Origin of the sequence: Pseudomonas sp. MWU15-20650 (assembly GCF_023242475.1) — a bacterium.
GTDB lineage: Bacteria > Pseudomonadota > Gammaproteobacteria > Pseudomonadales > Pseudomonadaceae > Aquipseudomonas.
In genome coordinates, this window is the sequence record NZ_JALJFG010000004.1 from 222,926 (window position 1) to 238,478 (window position 15,553).

The following is a 15,553-nucleotide window of genomic DNA, read 5'->3' on the forward strand; positions in this document are numbered from 1 at the left end:
GCGCACAGGGGCAACGGTAAAAAACAAGCAGTGGGCGGCTTAGCCGTTGGAGCAGCCATTACCCATCACGTGGTATTCGAGAATGTGCTGCTGGCCCTTGGAGTCTTCGTAGGTCATGCGCACGGGCACCACGGCACAGACGTCCGCCACTTCGCTGGTGGAAATGACGTGGGCGATGTCCAGGGATTGTGAATAGCTGTAATGCTCAACCGCGATGGCCTCGTCGGCCATCGCCGCGCTGCAAAAAACGCCGAGCATCAGCACAAATAACGCTTTCATTTTCAAATAACCTCTTCGAAACCGTGAGGAAAGTGGGGCCCGGCAGCGCCGGGCCCGCTGATGACGCGATCAGAACGGTTTGGTCGGCAGGTACTTGCCATCCAGGGTGATCACGGCACGGGAGCCGCCGTCCGGGTCATCGACCTTCTGGATGTCCAACTTGAAGTTGATGGCGCTGATGATGCCGTCGCCAAACTTCTCGTGAACCAGCGCCTTGAGCGTGGTGCCGTAGACCTGGATCATTTCGTAGAAGCGGTAGATCGTCGGGTCGGTCGGGATACCGTTGCCGATGCTGCCGCGCACCGGGATGGCCTGCAGCAAGGCCACCGCATCCGCATCAAGGCCCAGGGTGTCGCCCACGACTTGCGCCGCGCTGGCGGGCAGTGGGTGTTGACCGAGCAACGCGGCGGTGACAAACGCTTCGTGCAGGCCGGTGCCCTCGGCGATCTGGGCGAACGACAGGTCTTTGCGGGCCTTGGCCAACAGGATCACGTCGGCGAGGGCAAGGCGAGCGTTCTGGCTGATTTGCGACTGAATCATGGTGATATCTCCGTGGGTAAAAAGGGTGTGTTCGGGTTAGTAGGAAACAGCGCGCACTGCGGGGTTGTCTGCCAGGGCAACGAACTGGCCGGTGTGGCCATCGAAGGCTTGAATGCAGCCGCTTTCGATGTCGTAGACCCAGCCATGCAGCGTCACGCGTTTCTCTTCGAGGGCGAGGCGCACCGAGGGATGCGTCTGGATATTGGCCAACTGCGCAATCACGTTTTCACGAACCATGGAGGCGACCTTGGCCGACTCATCCAGGTGATTGCGGGACTCGTTCACCACACGACCGGAATCGGCGTAGCGCAACCAGCCGGCCACGGCGGGCATGTGGTCCAGGCATTTGCAGGTGGCGATGGCGGTCATCGCGCCGCAGTCCGAATGCCCGCAGATCACGATATCGCTGACCTGCAAGGCCGAGACGGCGTACTCCACCGACGCCGACACACCGCCAGGCTCAGGGCCGTAGGACGGTACGATGTTGCCGGCATTGCGGATGACGAACAGGTCGCCCGGCTCGCGCTGCGTTACCAGCTCCGGCACCAGCCGGCTGTCGGAGCAGGAGATGAACAGCGCCCGTGGGCTCTGTTGGTTGGCCAGGTCTTTAAACAAGCCGGCGCGTTCAGGAAAGGCGTTGCGTTGAAACTTGAGGAAACCGTCGATGATGTCTTGCATGGGTGACTCCGTTGATCCGTGACTCGATGGATCAAAGGTTACGCAGGCCACTAAATAAGGTAAAAGTCTCATATATGATCAAGTACATCAGATAATCTTATAGGTTCATCCATGCTTGCACGACACATCCACTACTTCCTTGCCGTCGCGGAACATCAGGGTTTCACCAAGGCCGCGGCGGCCCTGCATGTCTCGCAGCCGGCGCTGTCGCAGCAAGTACGCCAGCTGGAGGAAAGCCTCGGCGCACCGTTGTTCGACCGCTCAGGGCGCAAGACGCGCCTGACCGATGCCGGGGAGGTTTACCTACGCTATGCGCTGCGGGCGGCGCAGGAACTGCAAGAAGGCAAGCGGGCGATTCATGACGTGGGGGACCTGAGCCGAGGAACGTTGCGAATTGCTGTCACGCCCACCTTCACCACGTACCTGGTCGGGCCGCTGGTCGAAGCCTTTCACGGTCGCTACCCGAACATCACGCTGAACGTGCGCGAGGTCGCCCAGGAACAGATGGAAAACCAGCTGCTGGCCGATGAGCTGGATGTGGGGATCGCTTTCGATCAAACCCACGCCCAGGACATCGACGCCTTTCCCCTGCTGGTCGAAACCCTCGCGCTGGTAATCGGCAATCTGCACCCGCTGGCTGGGGAGCGTGCGATTGGGCTGGAGGCGCTGAATGCAGAGTCACTGATACTGCTCAGTAAGGAGTTCGCCACCCGCGAGCAGATTGATCGCTACTGCAACCAGCACGGCATCCACCCGCGCGTGGTGATGGAGTCCAACGTGATTGGCGCGTTAATCGAGGTAGTGCGTCGAACCACACTGGCGACGCTGTTGCCGGCGGCCATTGCGCGGGCGCATTCGGGATTGATGGCGATTGAGTTGGGGCCAGAGCGGCTGCAACGCACTGCGGTGCTGATGCAGCGCAAAGGGGTTTACCAGTCGGCGGCAGCGCGAGCATTCATGGCGGTGGCTAAGACGGTGGGCGCAGACCTGGGCGCCCACCACAACCCCTCTCCCTCGCAGGCGTGACAGGGCCAAAGACTACTTGGCGAAGAGCTGGCTCATGTCCTTGAATGCCTTGAACTCCAGGGCATTGCCACAGGGATCAAACAGAAACAGGGTGGCCTGTTCACCCACTTGGCCCTTGAAGCGGATATGGGGTTCGATGACAAACCGGGTCTGGCGGGCTTTCAAACGCTGCGCCAAGGCTTCCCATTGGTCCCACTGCAAAACGATCCCGAAATGCGGCACCGGTACATCATGACCGTCCACTGAATTGGCGTGCGCCGACGCTTGGGACTCGGTCTTGGGGTGCTCGTGGATGACCAACTGGTGGCCATAAAAATCGAAGTCCACCCACTGGGCGCTGGAGCGGCCCTCGCTGAGCCCGAACACCTCGCCGTAGAAATGCCGGGCGGCAGCAAGGTCGTAGACGGGAATGGCGAGATGAAAGGGAGATAGGCTCACGGTGATTCACCTGCGTTTTTTTGATTGGAAGCTGATTCTTCACCAGAACGGCTCGGCCATAAAGCCTTCGCAACGGCGTTAATTGCCCAGCGCGGCCGCACGCACGTCACTGGGGGTCTGCCCGTAACGCGCCTTGAACGCGCGGGAAAAGTGCGCCTGGCTGGTAAAACCGTGACGGTAGGCCACCTCCCCCACATCCAGCCCCCGGACCTGTTGGCTGCTTAACAGTGCATACGCCAATTGCAGGCGTTTTTCCTGGATAAAACGCCGTGGCTGGGTGTCTTCCAGGGCAAACAGGCGCGCCAGGTGCCGGGTGGAGATCCCGGTCTGGCTCGCCACCCGCTCGCAACTCAAGGTCGGGTCGGCCAACTGATCCCGAATGCATTGCTTGGCGGCCAACAGGTAGGAGGCGCTCAAGGCGTTGATCCGGCGCTGCCCCACCTGCCCGGCGATGATGTTGCCCAACAACTCGAACGCATCGTCCTGATAGCTCCCCGCATCCTGGCTCAAGGGTTGCTGGAAAAAGCAACGGGTGCGTTCGCCGAGGGTGCGCAGCAACAAGCGCTGCACGCCGGTGTGGGCGCTGATTTTCAGCGCATTGTCGAAGTGGTTCAAACAGCGGCTGGCGAAGACTTCCTGGGGCACATCGAAGATGAACTGGCGCATCGGCCCGGAAAACCCGAACAGGTAGGGTTTGTCGGTGCGATAGACCATCAACTCGCCGGGTTCCAGCAGTTGGCAATGGCCATTCTGAAAGAAAAACGAACCGCTGCCCGTGACCAGCGACACGAATATCGAGGCCTTGGGCACCGCTCGAATCATCGAGCCGTCGCGCTCCACCACGTGCTCATTCCCGACGATATGCGCCAGGCGCATGCTTTCCAGGCTCAGGTTGTCCTGGGTCGCGGTAAACCCGGCGTCGCTGTACGACGAACATTTGAGGCCCACCAGGGTGGACGCGTTGTACTGCTCCCAAAAGGCCAGGCGCTGGTCCAGAGGGATGCTGTCGGTACTGGCTCGCCGAGTGTCGAGCATGGCGCATGGAGTCATTTTTATTCTTCTCATGGCAGCGGGAGGTTGCCCTGGCCCAGGCACGGCCAATTTCGGGGCTTCCAGAGAACTCATTAATATCTGAACAACCCTGGCTGTCAACTCATTGCCCCGGCGTAATCGACCGCCGGCCACGCGGTCAAAGCCGCGTCCGATACAGGCAACTATCGCGTCGGTTGCGATCAAACCGCCCACGCGTTACCGCCCTAAAGTGGCCCTGCACTCCCTACAAGCAGAGGCCGAACATGCCCGAATTAGCCAGTACCGAATTTTGGAAAGACCTGCAGCCGATCGCCAACTGCTTCAAGCCCGACGCCAAGCCCGAGGTGTACCTGCCCAACGCGGCCAGTGACGACCTGCGCCTGTATGTGCCGTTCACCGAAACCGTGTCTTCGCGCCCGCTGTGGATTTCCCCCAGCGAAAACCGCTGGTGCGACATCTTGATGTCCAGCCACGCGGGCCTGGTCAATCGGCATTACCACCCTCACGAAGTGTTCGCCTACACGCTCTCGGGCAAGTGGGGCTACCTGGAGCACGACTGGACCGCCACCGCTGGCGATTTTGTCTACGAGACCCCGGGCGAAGGCCACACGCTGGTGGCCTATGACCATCCGGAACCGATGCGGGTGTTTTTCATCGTCAAGGGCCCGCTGATCTGGCTCGACGAGCAGGGCGAACCCGACGGCTATTTCGACGTGCACACCTACATCGACCTGTGCCGCAAGCACTACGCCAAGGTCGGCCTGGGCGCCGACACGGTGGACCGCCTGTTCCGCTAAACCCGTTGTTTCGGAGAACCACTATGGCTGATAACAATAATAAAGCCGGTTACGAAAACACCTTGCTGTGCGTACTGTTCCTGACCTTTGGCTTCGTGTTCTTCGACCGCTTGGCCCTCGCTTTTCTGTTTCCGTTCATGGCCAAGGAGCTGCAACTGAGCAATAGCCACCTGGGCCTGCTGTCCTCGGTGCTGGCTCTGGCCTGGGCGCTGTCCGGCGCGTTGGTGGGGGCCTGGTCGGACCGCCGTGGCGTGCGCAAGCCGCTGCTGATCATCGCCGTCATGCTGTTTTCCCTGTGCTCGGCGCTGTCGGGGCTGGTCACCGGGTTTCTCAGCCTGCTGCTGTTTCGCGGGATCATGGGGCTGGCCGAAGGGCCGATTCTGCCGCTGTCCCAGTCGCTGATGGTAGAAGCCTCGTCGCCCCATCGACGGGGCCTGAACATGGGCTTGTTGCAGGGTTCGGCGGCCGGTCTTTTGGGCGCCGTGATCGGGCCGCCCGTGTTGATTGCCCTGGCTGAAGCCTACGGTTGGCGGCATGCATTCATTGTGTCGTTGGTGCCGGGGCTGCTGATTGCCTGGCTGATCTGGCGCTATGTGCGCAACGACGCACCGCGCCAGGCACCGAGGGCCAGCGACCCGCCACGCGGCCACCGCCTGGCCCTGCTGAAAAGCCGCAACATCGTGCTCTGCACCCTGATCAGCTGCGTGTTCCTGACCTGGTTCATCATCCTGATCTCGTTCACCCCGACGTTCCTGGTCAGCGTTCGTGGCTATAGCCCACCGAGCATGGGCGCGATCATGAGTTGCCTGGGGGCTGCCTGGGTACTGTGGGGGTTTGGCGTGCCGGCGATTTCCGACCGTATCGGCCGCCGCCCGACCCTGGTGCTGTTTTCACTGGTGGCTGCGTGCTGCCCGATGGCCCTGCTGTTTGCACCGTCGCCGCTGATACTGGGCGTGCTGATGGTGCTGACCTACACCGGGCTAGGCTGCTTCACGCTGTTTATGGCGACCATTCCAGCCGAGACCGTCCCCCGTGAAGTGATGGCCACCGCCCTGGGCATGATCATGGGGATTGGTGAGCTGGTGGGTGGCTTTGTCGCGCCGACCGTGGCCGGTTTTGCCGCCGATCGTTTCGGCCTGTCCATCGTGATGTGGATGTCGTGTGGCGGCGCGCTGCTGGCCGCCGTGGCGTCGTTGTTCCTCAAAGAAACCGCCCCCGCCGTGCTGCGTCGTCGGTTGCCGGACACCTCCCTCCTGCAAGGAAACCAACCATGAAAGCATTGCGTTGGCATGCTGCCAAAGACCTGCGCTTGACCGATTTACCCGAGCCCTCCCCCGGCCTCGGCGAAGTGCTGGTGCAAGTGGCCTACTGCGGGATTTGCGGCAGCGACCTGCACGAATACCACGACGGCCCGCACTCGATTCCCCAACACGAGCCCCACCCTCTCTCGGGTTGCCGTGCCCCGATGACCCTGGGCCACGAGTTCTGCGGCCAGGTGGTCGGCCTCGGCGAAGGCGTCCACCACGTACACCTGGGTAGCCGCGTGGCAGTCGAGCCCGAGTACCGCTGCGGCAGTTGCACGTATTGCCTGCAGGGCAGCTACAACCTGTGCCAGTCCATGGGCTTCATCGGGCTGATGGGGCACGGCGGTTTTGCCGAGCGGGTGGTGGTGCCGGTCTACATGCTCCATCCGTTGCCGGACACGGTGAGCTTCAAGCAAGCCGCCGTCCTGGAGCCCGCCGCCGTGGCCTTCCATGCGTTGAATCAAAGCAGTGTGCAGGCCGGCGACAGTTGCGTGGTATTCGGCCTGGGGCCCATCGGCCTGCTGTTGATCATGCTCGCCCGGCTGCGCGGTGTGGCGCGGGTCTACGCGGTGGACATCAGCCCCCAGCGTTTGCAACTGGCCCGTGAACTCGGCGCCAAGGAGGTGCTCGATGGTCGCGACCCCGACCTGCAATCGCGCCTGGAGGCCTTGAGCGACGGCGGCATCGACGTTGCGTTCGAAGCGGCCGGCAGCCAGCAGACCTTGACCCATGCCCTGCACTGCCTGCGCAAAGGCGGCGAAGCCGTGCTGGTGGGGTTGATGGGTGAAGTGCAGATCGATGCCTTCCACCTGGTCAACCACGAACTGCGGCTGCTGGGCAGCGTCGGTTATCGCCATGCCTACCCGGCACTGATCGAGCTGCTGGCCAGCGGGCGTCTGGACCTGGCCCGCCTCGTCACTCGCAGCGTGGCGCTGGAGCACGCCATCGAACAGGGTTTCGAGGGCCTGTCCGCCGACAAGAGCCAGATCAAAGTGCTGGTCAACCCCACGCCGTCACTGGCGCACCAATGAAACACCCGCTCATCACAACAACAATAAAAAGAGTCCCTGACCATGAACACGCCACTGCGTTTGTGCACTTTTTTGCTCGCGGTATCCCTTTACCCCCAAGCCTGGGCGCAAAACCGTGAAGGCCCATTGGCTGACCTGGGTGAGCAACTGGCCGGCTACGGCATCCAGCCCCATGTGCAATTCTGGAGCCTGTCGATGAAGAACCTCGACACCGGCCCGCGGCCCCACAGCTTCGGCAACAGTGGCGACCTGTTTATCGGTGCCGACGTCAACCTCGGCACCCTGGCCGGTCTCGACGGCTCGGCCTTTCATATCGAAGAAACCCTGTTCATTCTCGACCAGGGCACCGGGCAGCCCACCTCACGCAACTGGCAGGGCGCTGCCGGCAGCTACTTTGCCGGGGCGCCTATTCACAACGACATCACCCGCAACCAGTTGAGCCTGCTGACCGTCGAACACCAATGGCTCGACGGCCGACTCGACCTGCACCTGGGCCGCACCAACGCGCGGCGCTATTTCTACATCTACAACTGCGACACCGTCGTCACCTGCAACGATCCGATCATCGACGCCTCCACCGGCGTGCTGCCACCGCCCTATGGCGCCTGGGGCGGTTACCTGAAATACCAGCTGAGCCCCAGCCTGTACGTGCACGCGGGGGCGTTCGAGTCCAACCCGATGGACTACCTGAAAAAGCGCAACGGCCTGGACTTCAGCACCGAAGACGCCAGCGGCACCAGCTTCCTGCTGGGGCTCGGCAGCAAGCCAGGCGATGACACCACGCAATACGAGCTCAACGCCTACTTCAATACGTCCAAGCAGGTCGACCCGCTGACCGGGGCCAGCGACCACGGCACTGCCGGTGCCTTCTTCAAATTCCGCCAGACGCTGTGGCGCGCCAACCTGCAAGGCGTGCAGGTGTTCGGCTCGCTGTCGGCGGCAGCCGATGACAAGCAGCCCTTCAGCCATTTTGCCGAAGCCGGGCTGACTTACCTCGCGCCCTTCGACCGACCTCAGGACAAACTCAACGTCAAGACCAGCTACCTGCGAGTCAACCCGCACCAATTGGCCTTCCAGCAACAGCTGCGCACCGACAACAACGGCGACCCGCGCCTGGGCGAACGGGATGTCTATGCCCTGGAGGCCAACGGCCACTTTGCCCTGAGCCGCAACCTGTCCATCGAGCCGAGCGTGCAGTACCTGATCAACCCAGACAATTTCTACAACCCGAGCGCTCGGGAGCTGAGCGGCAACGGCTTCGTGGTCGGGCTGCAAGTGATGCTGGACGTCGGCTCCCTGCTGGGGCTCTGAAGTTATTTTTTATCGTCAACGAGGTAATTGTCATGACTCAATCCCCTGCGCATACGTTCGACTACATCGTAGTCGGCGCAGGTTCGGCCGGTTGCGTGCTGGCTAACCGACTGTCCGCCCAACCCGGGGTTTCTGTGTGCCTGGTGGAGGCCGGGCCCAGTGATCGCAAGCTGTTTCCGGGCGCCTACATTCGTACACCCGCGGGCATTATCCGCTTGATTGCCAACCCCCAATGGAACTGGATGCATCAGTTCGCTCCCCAACCGCACAGCGCTGACAAGCCGATCCCCTGCCCTCGCGGTCGGGTCTGGGGCGGCTCGAGTGCCATCAACGGCATGATCTATGTACGCGGACACCGCAGCGATTACGACCGCTGGGAAGCCGCCGGAAACCACGGTTGGGGCTACGACGCGCTGTTGCCCTATTTTCAGCGCTCCGAGCATTTCGAGCCCGGGCCTTCACCCTGGCATGGGCAGAACGGCGAACTGAATGTCGCCCAGCAACGCAGCCTGGCACCGGTCAACGCCGTGTTTCATGAGGCCGCTGCGCAGATGGGCTGGCACTACAACGACGACTTCAACGGCGAGGAACAGGCAGGCTATGGCGCGTTTCACGTCACCCAGATCAACGGTGAGCGCTGCAGCGCCGCCCGGGCGTTTCTCTACCCGGCGTTACCGCGAACGAACCTGACCGTGTTCAGCGACACCCTCACCCACCGCGTCTTGCTCAGGGGCACCCGCGCCGAGGGTGTCGAAGTCAGCCAGGGCGACCGCACGTTCAACCTCAAGGCCCGGCGTGAAGTGATCCTCAGCGCCGGCAGCATCAACTCACCGCAACTGTTGTTGCTGTCCGGCATCGGGCCGGCCGAAGAACTGGCGCGCCACGGGATTACCCAACACCACGAGCTGCCGGGCGTCGGACAAAACCTGCAAGACCATCAAGACATCGTCTTGATGTACCGCAGTGACAGCGACCTGGGCTACGGGCTGTCGCTGCGTGGGGTGTTGCCGTTGGCGGCCGCACCGTTTCAATACCTGGCAGCGCGTCGCGGCCCCTTGACGTCGAACACCGTCGAATCCGGTGCATTTTTACGCCTCCACCCTACCGATATCGCCCCGCAGTTGGGCTTGATCGTTGCTCCGGCCTTGAAGAACCAACCCCAACGCCTGATCCCCGTAGGCCATGGCATCAGCTTGCATGTCGCGGTGATGCATCCCAAAAGCCGGGGTCGCGTGCGCCTGCGCTCGGCCGCCCCCCAGGACAAGCCGCAGGTCGAGGGCCATTTCCTCAGCCATCCGGACGATTTGCACACCTTGGTCGAAGGTTTTCGCCTGGTGCGCCGATTGGCCGCAACTCCAGCCTTTGCCAAACGCTTGCAGGGTGAATTAGTGCCAGGGCCGAAGGTCGCCAGCACGGCGCAGATCGAGCAGTGGATCCGGGAAAACCTGGGCACGGTGTTTCACCCGGTGGGCACCTGCAAAATGGGCAACGACCCCATGGCCGTGGTCGACGATCAATTGCGCGTCCACGGCTTGCAAGGCTTGCGGGTCGCCGACGCGTCGATCATGCCGACGCTGATTACCGGCAACACGAATGCCGCCGCGATCATGATCGGCGAGAAAGCAGCTGACTTGGTGCGGTTTTTAACCTGATATCATCCAAGCCTTTATCCGTCAGGCAAAAGACATGAACCGCCAGAAAAAACTACAGCAGCTATTCAAGGCCAAAGCCAAAAAAGCCAGCGCCAAATTGGCGCCCAAAAGCAAAGACAAATACATCAGCAAAGCCGACCGCGCGAAGCTGGAGGCTGAGGCTAATCCAACCTCAGCCAACACCGACGACACGCCCAGCTGAAGGCGTTCCCGTTTCATATTTGCGCCAGATACGCCGTAGATGCCGCGCCGAACCAAAGCCTGCACGCTCGGCGATGGTTTCAATGCCCAGGCTGGACTCGGCCAGCAGTTCACGGGCCACGGCCAAACGCAGCGTGTGCAAGTAATCCAGCGGGCTGATGCCGACATGCTCGTGGAACAGGCGCGCCAGGTGCCGGCTGCTGGTGCAGGCCAGGCCCGCCATGCGGGTGACGGTCCAGGCGTCACCAGGCGCTGCGGTGACGGCGTCCTGCACCCGATGCACCGCCGGATGCAGGTGGTTGCGGCCGGTTATCCAAGGCGACAGCTGCGGATCGGCACCGCTGCGGCGCATGTACACCACCATATCCCGCGCGACGGCGCACGCCAGCCGTGGCCCGGCCAGCTCGGCGACCAGGTGCAGCATCAGGTCGATGCCTGCCGTGACACCGGCGCTGCAACTGACCCTGCCATCCGTGACGTAGAGCCGGTTTTCCAGGACCCGAGCCTTGGGCGCCATGGCCTGCAGTGTCGCGCACAGGGCGTGGTGCGTGGTGCACTGGCGACCGTCGAGCAGCCCGGCCCGGGCCGCACTCAATGCACCACTACACACGCACAGCAAGCGCTCGGCCGACGGCGCGAACACCCGTTGCAACCACTGGGTCAACCGGTCGTTGGCCGAGTCGAAAGCCTGCCGGCGGGCCGTGCTGACGTTCGAGGTGGAGCCCACCAACACCACCAGGGTGCCCGGCGCCAAGGTCGGCGGCAGTGGCGCCAAGCCCGTCAGTGGCAGGCCGATGGACGTGTGCAGGGCTGGCACCGGGCTGACGTACTGCAAGTCGAAATCGATTGCCGCCGGGTCGTCGACTTGCGCCGCCAGGCGCAGCACCTCGGCGGGGCCTGCCAAGTCGAGCATGAGCACGTTGGGCAAGAGCACGAACAGCACCGGCACGCTCATTGATTCACTGCGCCAATGCCTGGGCGACCGTGACGATGCGCGCAAAACGATCCTCCAGCACCAGTTCCGTACGCTCGCGAATCTCTGCCGGGGTGTACACCCGGCCGCTGCGGGCGTGGGTCATGGCGAAGGTCAACGTGGCCTCGCTGACAAAGTCCACGCCAAAGCCGCTGTCCGACGCTTGCCGTGTGGTGGTTTCACAGCATTGCTCGGTACGAATGCCACTGACGATCAGGGTGCTGATGCCCATCTCTATGAGGCGCGCGGTCAGTGGGGTACCGGCGAAGGCACTGTGGTAACGCTTATGAATGATCAACTGCGGGTCGATCGACAACCCGCTCAAGGTTCTAACGTTGCCCGACGCCATCGCAAAGTGCCCTTGGTCTTCAACATGGAAGACTTGTATCACCGGGATGCCCTGCTGAACACACCCGTCAATGAGCGCCTGTTGTTTTTCCAGGTAAGCCGGCAGGTCATTTTCGGACCAATAGGGTGAATGACGAAACGAGTGTTGGACGTCGATCACTACGAGGGCTTTGCGGTTCATGGGCTGTCCTTCTGGCGTGTGTCAGGGTAGGTGATGCAAGCTATGGTAAGGACAACACCGAGTGCATAACAGGCCCGAGGCGGACCACTTCAGGACGGATTCGGACAGAGCCCAGGATGCCAGGCCATTGCGCATCGACTCCCCGGTGCAAAGCCCTGGGCATACTCCCGCGCCAGGATCTGGGCCAACCGCGGGTCCTGATAGGCTTCAAAGCCCAGGCGCCGATAGAACGGCGCATTCCACGGCACGTGCTCAAAGGTGGTCAGCGTCACCGCCTGCAGGTGATGGGCGCGCGCATACGCCATCGCCGTCTCAACCAATTTGCGCCCCCACCCCTGGCCTTGCAGCGGCAGGGCCACTGACAGCTCATGGAGATGAAGGTCGTCCCCCACACGCTCTGCGGTGAGGAAACCTTGAGGCTGGGCGTGCGTGTCGACCACGACCCAACTGGTCGATAGCGCGATCCACTGCCGATAAAGATCGAAACTGATCGGTGCGGCATCCGCCAGCCAACTCAACTCAACGATCCTGCGAAATGCCTGGGCAGCGGAACGCTCGATGCCGGGCAATAACGCGGCATCGTCCGCGCGCGCCAGACGAATCCGGCCAGTCTGCTCAACACCCATTCAAGGCCACCTGGGGCGCAATAGGCTGGCGGGTGGGGCTCATAGGGACAATGGTGCTCATGGGGGCTCTCAGGTCATTTGAATGAGGTGGCTCGCGAGGGGCTTGAGTATAAACCGCTGGCCGAGTTGCGCCGTGTACAAATGGCCATTGCGTGCGCCTGCCCTTTATGAAAAAAAATTAATACAGCAAGACTGTATAGTTTTCCGTTTTTTCTGCTAGCGTCCAGGCATGACTGAATCGACTGCAACACTCGCCGCCGAACTGCGTATCTCGCTTGGCAAGCTGATCCGCCGTCTGCGCGAACAAACCCATCCCAATGACCTGACCAGCGCCCAGAAGTCCGTCCTGCTGCGCCTGGACCGTGACGGCCCCGCCACCGTGTCCGCCCTCGCCCGCGCCGAAAGCGTCCGGCCGCAGTCCATGCGTATCACGGTGGCGGGGTTGGAAGCGATGCAGGCCGTCAGCGGCCAGCCGGACCCTACCGACGGGCGGCAAACCCTGATCGAGCTGACCCCCACATTCCGTCAGTACCTGACCGACAGTCGTGCCGCGAAAGACGACTGGCTGCTGCGTGCACTGCAAGAACAATTGTCGCCCCAGGAACAAGACGAGCTCGCCGCGGCGGTGAAACTGCTGGAGCGTCTCGCCGACTTTTGAATCACCTGATTGAGGACACCCCATGGCTGTCACCACGCTGGATGCAACTACCGCCCTGATTATCGTGGACCTACAAAAAGGCATCGTCGATTACCCGTTTATCCATCCGATTGGCGGCGTTGTGCAGCGCTCCCGCAGGCTGCTTGATGCGTTCCGCGAGCGCGGCCTGCCGGTGGTGCTGGTCAACGTCACGGGCTTCGCCCCCGGACGCACCGAGCGACCACGACGCAGCGATGCGTTACCCGCAGACTGGGCTGAATTGATCCCAGAGCTCAATCAGCAGCCCAGCGATATCCTGGTGACCAAGCGTACCTGGGGTGCATTCGCCAACACCGAACTGGCCGCGCGACTCAAGGCACTCGGCGCCACCCAGGTGGTGGTCAGCGGTGTCGCCACCGGCACCGGCGTCGAGTCCACAGCCCGTCAGGCGTATGAGCATGGCTTCAACGTAACGCTCGCTGTCGATGCCATGACCGACGCTAACCCCGAGGCGCATGACTACAGCCTTCGGCAGGTATTCCCCAAGCTGGGCGAATCGGGCACAGCCGACGAGATTATCGCGTTGCTCGACAAGAGAGGGGCCTGACCATGCAGTGGCTGAGTCTGTTGTCATACTTGTTCGGCGGGGTCTTTCTTGCCAACGCCCTACCCCACTGTGTCAGCGGCCTGATGGGCCAGGCATTCCAGACGCCGTTTGCACAGCCGCGTGGCGAAGGGCTGTCGTCCTCGACGGTGAATGTGCTGTGGGGCTTTTTCAACCTGCTGGTCGGCTATCTGTTGGTCTGCCACGTCGGTGAGTTCAACCTCAAGCAACCCCCTGATGTTGTTGCGCTGGGGCTCGGTGGGCTGCTGATCAGCCTGTACCTGGCGCGGCATTTTGGCCGCTTTCACGGCGGTAATACGCAGCGGTCCTCATGAGCCTGCTCGGCACCTTCCGTTCCCTGAGCAGCGTCAACTACCGCATCTGGGCCGCCGGTGCACTGGTGTCGAACATCGGCACCTGGATGCAGCGCACGGCCCAGGATTGGCTGGTGCTGACCCAACTCACTGCACATAACGCCTCGGCTGTCGGCATCGTCATGGCGTTGCAGTTCGGGCCGCAACTGCTGTTGTTGCCGTGGACCGGTTTTGCCGCCGACCATTTCGACCAGCGCAAGCTGCTGGTCGTCACCCAGGCCACCATGGGCGTGCTGGCGCTGATGCTGGGGGTGCTCACCCTCACCGGGTTTGTGCAGCTATGGCACGTGTATATGTTTGCGTTCCTGTCTGGCTGCGCGTCGGCGTTCGATGCACCGGTGCGGCAGATTTTCGTGGCGGAGCTGGTGGGCGAGAAGGACTTGTCGAACGCCATTGCGCTCAACTCCACCTCGTTCAACATGGCCCGCATGATCGGCCCGGCGGTGGCCGGCGTGACCATCGCCTCGGTGGGCACCGGCTGGGCGTTCCTGCTCAATGGCTCGAGCTTTTTTGCGGTGCTGGCTTCGCTGTTTTTCCTGCGGGTTTCCCATCAGCATCTTAAGGTTCGGGCGCCACGCACCAAAGGCAGCCTCAGCGCCGGGTTGCGCTACGTGTGGACGCGGCCGGACCTGAAGGCGATCTTGCTGATGCTGTTTCTGATCGGCACCTTCGGCATGAACTTTCCGATTTTCATCTCGACCATGGCCGTCAGCGTGTTCCATGCCGATGCCCGTGGCTATGGCTTGCTGACCTCGACACTGGCCATCGGCACCATCGCCGGCGCGCTGATTGCCGCCGGCCGCGAGCGACCGCAATTCAAGTCACTGCTGACCGGCGCGGCCGTGTTCGGATGTGGCTGCACCTTGGCTGCGTGGGCGCCGAACTATGGGGTGTTCGCCATTGCCCTGGTGATCATCGGTGTTGGCGCCATGACGTTCAGCAACACCACCAACAGCCTGATGCAATTGCGTACCGAGCCTGCCATGCGCGGGCGGGTGATTGCCCTGCGCGTCGGCGTCGCGCTGGGTGGCACGCCGATCGGAGCGCCGATCGTCGGCTGGGTAGCCGACCACCTCGGCCCGCGCTGGGCGCTGATGGTCGGCGCGCTCGCGGGCCTGTTGGCCGTGGGTGTGGCGATCTACACCTTGAGGCGCCAGCTGGATCGGCCTGAGTAAACCTGTCGCCTTGTATAGGGGGACGGGGTATGACATGATCCGCCCTTTTATAGGTAGGGGGGGTATGCCGTGGGCCATATAGCCGCGAACAAAGACAGCCTGATCAAACGGGTCAAACGCATCGCCGGGCAGATCCAGGCCGTTGAAAGAGCGCTGGAGTCGGACCTCGACTGCGCCAAGACGCTGCACCTGGTGGCCGCCACGCGCGGCGCCATCAACGGCTTGATGGAAGAGATCATCGAAGAGCACGCCCGGGCCCACGTGGCCGACCCGTCACTCAGTGAGGAGGCGCGCAACAGAGGCGTCGAAGAGCTGCTTGAAGCCATCCGCCGGTACTCCAAATGAC

Annotated in this window: 20 protein-coding genes; 12 read left to right on the forward strand and 8 right to left on the reverse strand. The window is 62.4% G+C overall.

Annotated elements, in window-relative coordinates; all coding sequences use genetic code 11:
• Positions 1-39: 39 nt before the first annotated feature.
• The 3 genes from M5B43_RS06270 to M5B43_RS06280 all read right to left on the reverse strand — a co-directional run bounded on the left by M5B43_RS06270 (position 40) and on the right by M5B43_RS06280 (position 1,497).
• Positions 40-279 carry a DUF2790 domain-containing protein gene (locus tag M5B43_RS06270; RefSeq protein ID WP_248749268.1) on the reverse strand — a complete coding sequence of 80 codons (240 nt, stop codon included), beginning with the start codon at positions 277-279 and terminating at the stop codon, positions 40-42.
• Positions 280-348: 69 nt separating this feature from the next.
• Positions 349-819, reverse strand: coding sequence for a cyanase (gene cynS, locus M5B43_RS06275; RefSeq protein ID WP_248749269.1), 471 nt, complete (start codon positions 817-819; stop codon positions 349-351).
• Between the two features lie 36 nt (positions 820-855).
• The gene (locus M5B43_RS06280) at positions 856-1,497 is read right to left on the reverse strand and encodes a carbonic anhydrase (protein ID WP_248749270.1); all 642 of its coding nucleotides are present in this window, start codon (positions 1,495-1,497) and stop codon (positions 856-858) included.
• Positions 1,498-1,608: 111 nt separating this feature from the next.
• Here M5B43_RS06280 and cynR point away from each other — a divergent pair, with 111 nt between their 5' ends.
• A complete protein-coding gene (gene cynR, locus M5B43_RS06285) occupies positions 1,609-2,523 on the forward strand; it encodes a transcriptional regulator CynR (RefSeq protein WP_248749271.1) in 915 nt (304 codons plus the stop codon).
• A 12-nt stretch (positions 2,524-2,535) separates the two neighbouring features.
• Here the strand turns inward: cynR and M5B43_RS06290 are convergent, their stop codons facing one another.
• Together M5B43_RS06290 and M5B43_RS06295 are read right to left on the reverse strand one after the other, a co-directional pair.
• A complete protein-coding gene (locus M5B43_RS06290) occupies positions 2,536-2,961 on the reverse strand; it encodes a VOC family protein (protein WP_248749272.1) in 426 nt (141 codons plus the stop codon).
• Positions 2,962-3,039: 78 nt separating this feature from the next.
• Entirely contained in the window at positions 3,040-4,011 is a 972-nt protein-coding gene (locus tag M5B43_RS06295) for a helix-turn-helix domain-containing protein (protein ID WP_248749273.1), read from the reverse strand.
• A 245-nt stretch (positions 4,012-4,256) separates the two neighbouring features.
• Here M5B43_RS06295 and M5B43_RS06300 point away from each other — a divergent pair, with 245 nt between their 5' ends.
• Genes M5B43_RS06300 through M5B43_RS06325 form a run of 6 tightly spaced genes read left to right on the forward strand, consistent with a single transcriptional unit; the run spans position 4,257 to position 10,290 of the window.
• Positions 4,257-4,790, forward strand: a complete 534-nt coding sequence (locus M5B43_RS06300) for a 2,4'-dihydroxyacetophenone dioxygenase family protein (RefSeq protein WP_248749274.1) — start codon at positions 4,257-4,259, stop codon at positions 4,788-4,790.
• Positions 4,791-4,813: 23 nt separating this feature from the next.
• A complete protein-coding gene (locus M5B43_RS06305; protein ID WP_248749275.1) occupies positions 4,814-6,064 on the forward strand; it encodes an MFS transporter in 1,251 nt (416 codons plus the stop codon).
• Entirely contained in the window at positions 6,061-7,125 is a 1,065-nt protein-coding gene (locus M5B43_RS06310; RefSeq protein ID WP_248749276.1) for a 2,3-butanediol dehydrogenase, read from the forward strand. Before M5B43_RS06305 ends, M5B43_RS06310 begins: the two co-directional genes overlap by 4 nt.
• A 42-nt stretch (positions 7,126-7,167) precedes the next feature.
• The gene (locus M5B43_RS06315; protein WP_248749277.1) at positions 7,168-8,436 is read left to right on the forward strand and encodes a carbohydrate porin; all 1,269 of its coding nucleotides are present in this window, start codon (positions 7,168-7,170) and stop codon (positions 8,434-8,436) included.
• 32 nt (positions 8,437-8,468) lie between these two features.
• Entirely contained in the window at positions 8,469-10,088 is a 1,620-nt protein-coding gene (locus M5B43_RS06320) for a GMC family oxidoreductase N-terminal domain-containing protein (protein WP_248749278.1), read from the forward strand.
• A 34-nt stretch (positions 10,089-10,122) separates the two neighbouring features.
• A complete protein-coding gene (locus tag M5B43_RS06325; protein WP_248749279.1) occupies positions 10,123-10,290 on the forward strand; it encodes a DUF2986 domain-containing protein in 168 nt (55 codons plus the stop codon).
• On the opposite strand, the gene M5B43_RS06330 is transcribed toward M5B43_RS06325, so the two are convergent.
• The 3 genes from M5B43_RS06330 to M5B43_RS06340 all read right to left on the reverse strand — a co-directional run bounded on the left by M5B43_RS06330 (position 10,261) and on the right by M5B43_RS06340 (position 12,417).
• Positions 10,261-11,244: a helix-turn-helix domain-containing protein gene (locus M5B43_RS06330; RefSeq protein ID WP_248749280.1), complete on the reverse strand. Its 984-nt coding sequence runs from the start codon at positions 11,242-11,244 to the stop codon at positions 10,261-10,263. The two genes, M5B43_RS06325 and M5B43_RS06330, sit on opposite strands and share 30 nt — an antisense overlap.
• A gap of 4 nt (positions 11,245-11,248) precedes the next feature.
• A complete protein-coding gene (locus M5B43_RS06335; protein ID WP_248749281.1) occupies positions 11,249-11,791 on the reverse strand; it encodes an isochorismatase family protein in 543 nt (180 codons plus the stop codon).
• Between the two features lie 89 nt (positions 11,792-11,880).
• A complete protein-coding gene (locus M5B43_RS06340; protein WP_248749282.1) occupies positions 11,881-12,417 on the reverse strand; it encodes a GNAT family N-acetyltransferase in 537 nt (178 codons plus the stop codon).
• A 229-nt stretch (positions 12,418-12,646) separates the two neighbouring features.
• Between M5B43_RS06340 and M5B43_RS06345 the strand changes: the two genes are divergently transcribed.
• From M5B43_RS06345 to M5B43_RS06365, 5 genes are all read left to right on the forward strand, one after another.
• On the forward strand, positions 12,647-13,075 hold the full coding sequence (locus M5B43_RS06345; protein ID WP_248749283.1) for a MarR family transcriptional regulator: 429 nt from the start codon (positions 12,647-12,649) through the stop codon (positions 13,073-13,075).
• Between the two features lie 22 nt (positions 13,076-13,097).
• The gene (locus tag M5B43_RS06350; protein WP_248749284.1) at positions 13,098-13,661 is read left to right on the forward strand and encodes an isochorismatase family protein; all 564 of its coding nucleotides are present in this window, start codon (positions 13,098-13,100) and stop codon (positions 13,659-13,661) included.
• A 2-nt stretch (positions 13,662-13,663) separates the two neighbouring features.
• Positions 13,664-13,993 (forward strand): hypothetical protein, encoded by a 330-nt coding sequence (locus M5B43_RS06355; RefSeq protein WP_248749285.1) that lies wholly within the window; start codon positions 13,664-13,666, stop codon positions 13,991-13,993.
• On the forward strand, positions 13,990-15,207 hold the full coding sequence (locus tag M5B43_RS06360) for an MFS transporter (protein WP_248749286.1): 1,218 nt from the start codon (positions 13,990-13,992) through the stop codon (positions 15,205-15,207). The genes M5B43_RS06355 and M5B43_RS06360 overlap by 4 nt, the downstream gene beginning before the upstream one ends.
• Before the next feature lie 69 nt (positions 15,208-15,276).
• Positions 15,277-15,552: a metal/formaldehyde-sensitive transcriptional repressor gene (locus tag M5B43_RS06365; RefSeq protein ID WP_071486390.1), complete on the forward strand. Its 276-nt coding sequence runs from the start codon at positions 15,277-15,279 to the stop codon at positions 15,550-15,552.
• Position 15,553: the final 1 nt, after the last annotated feature.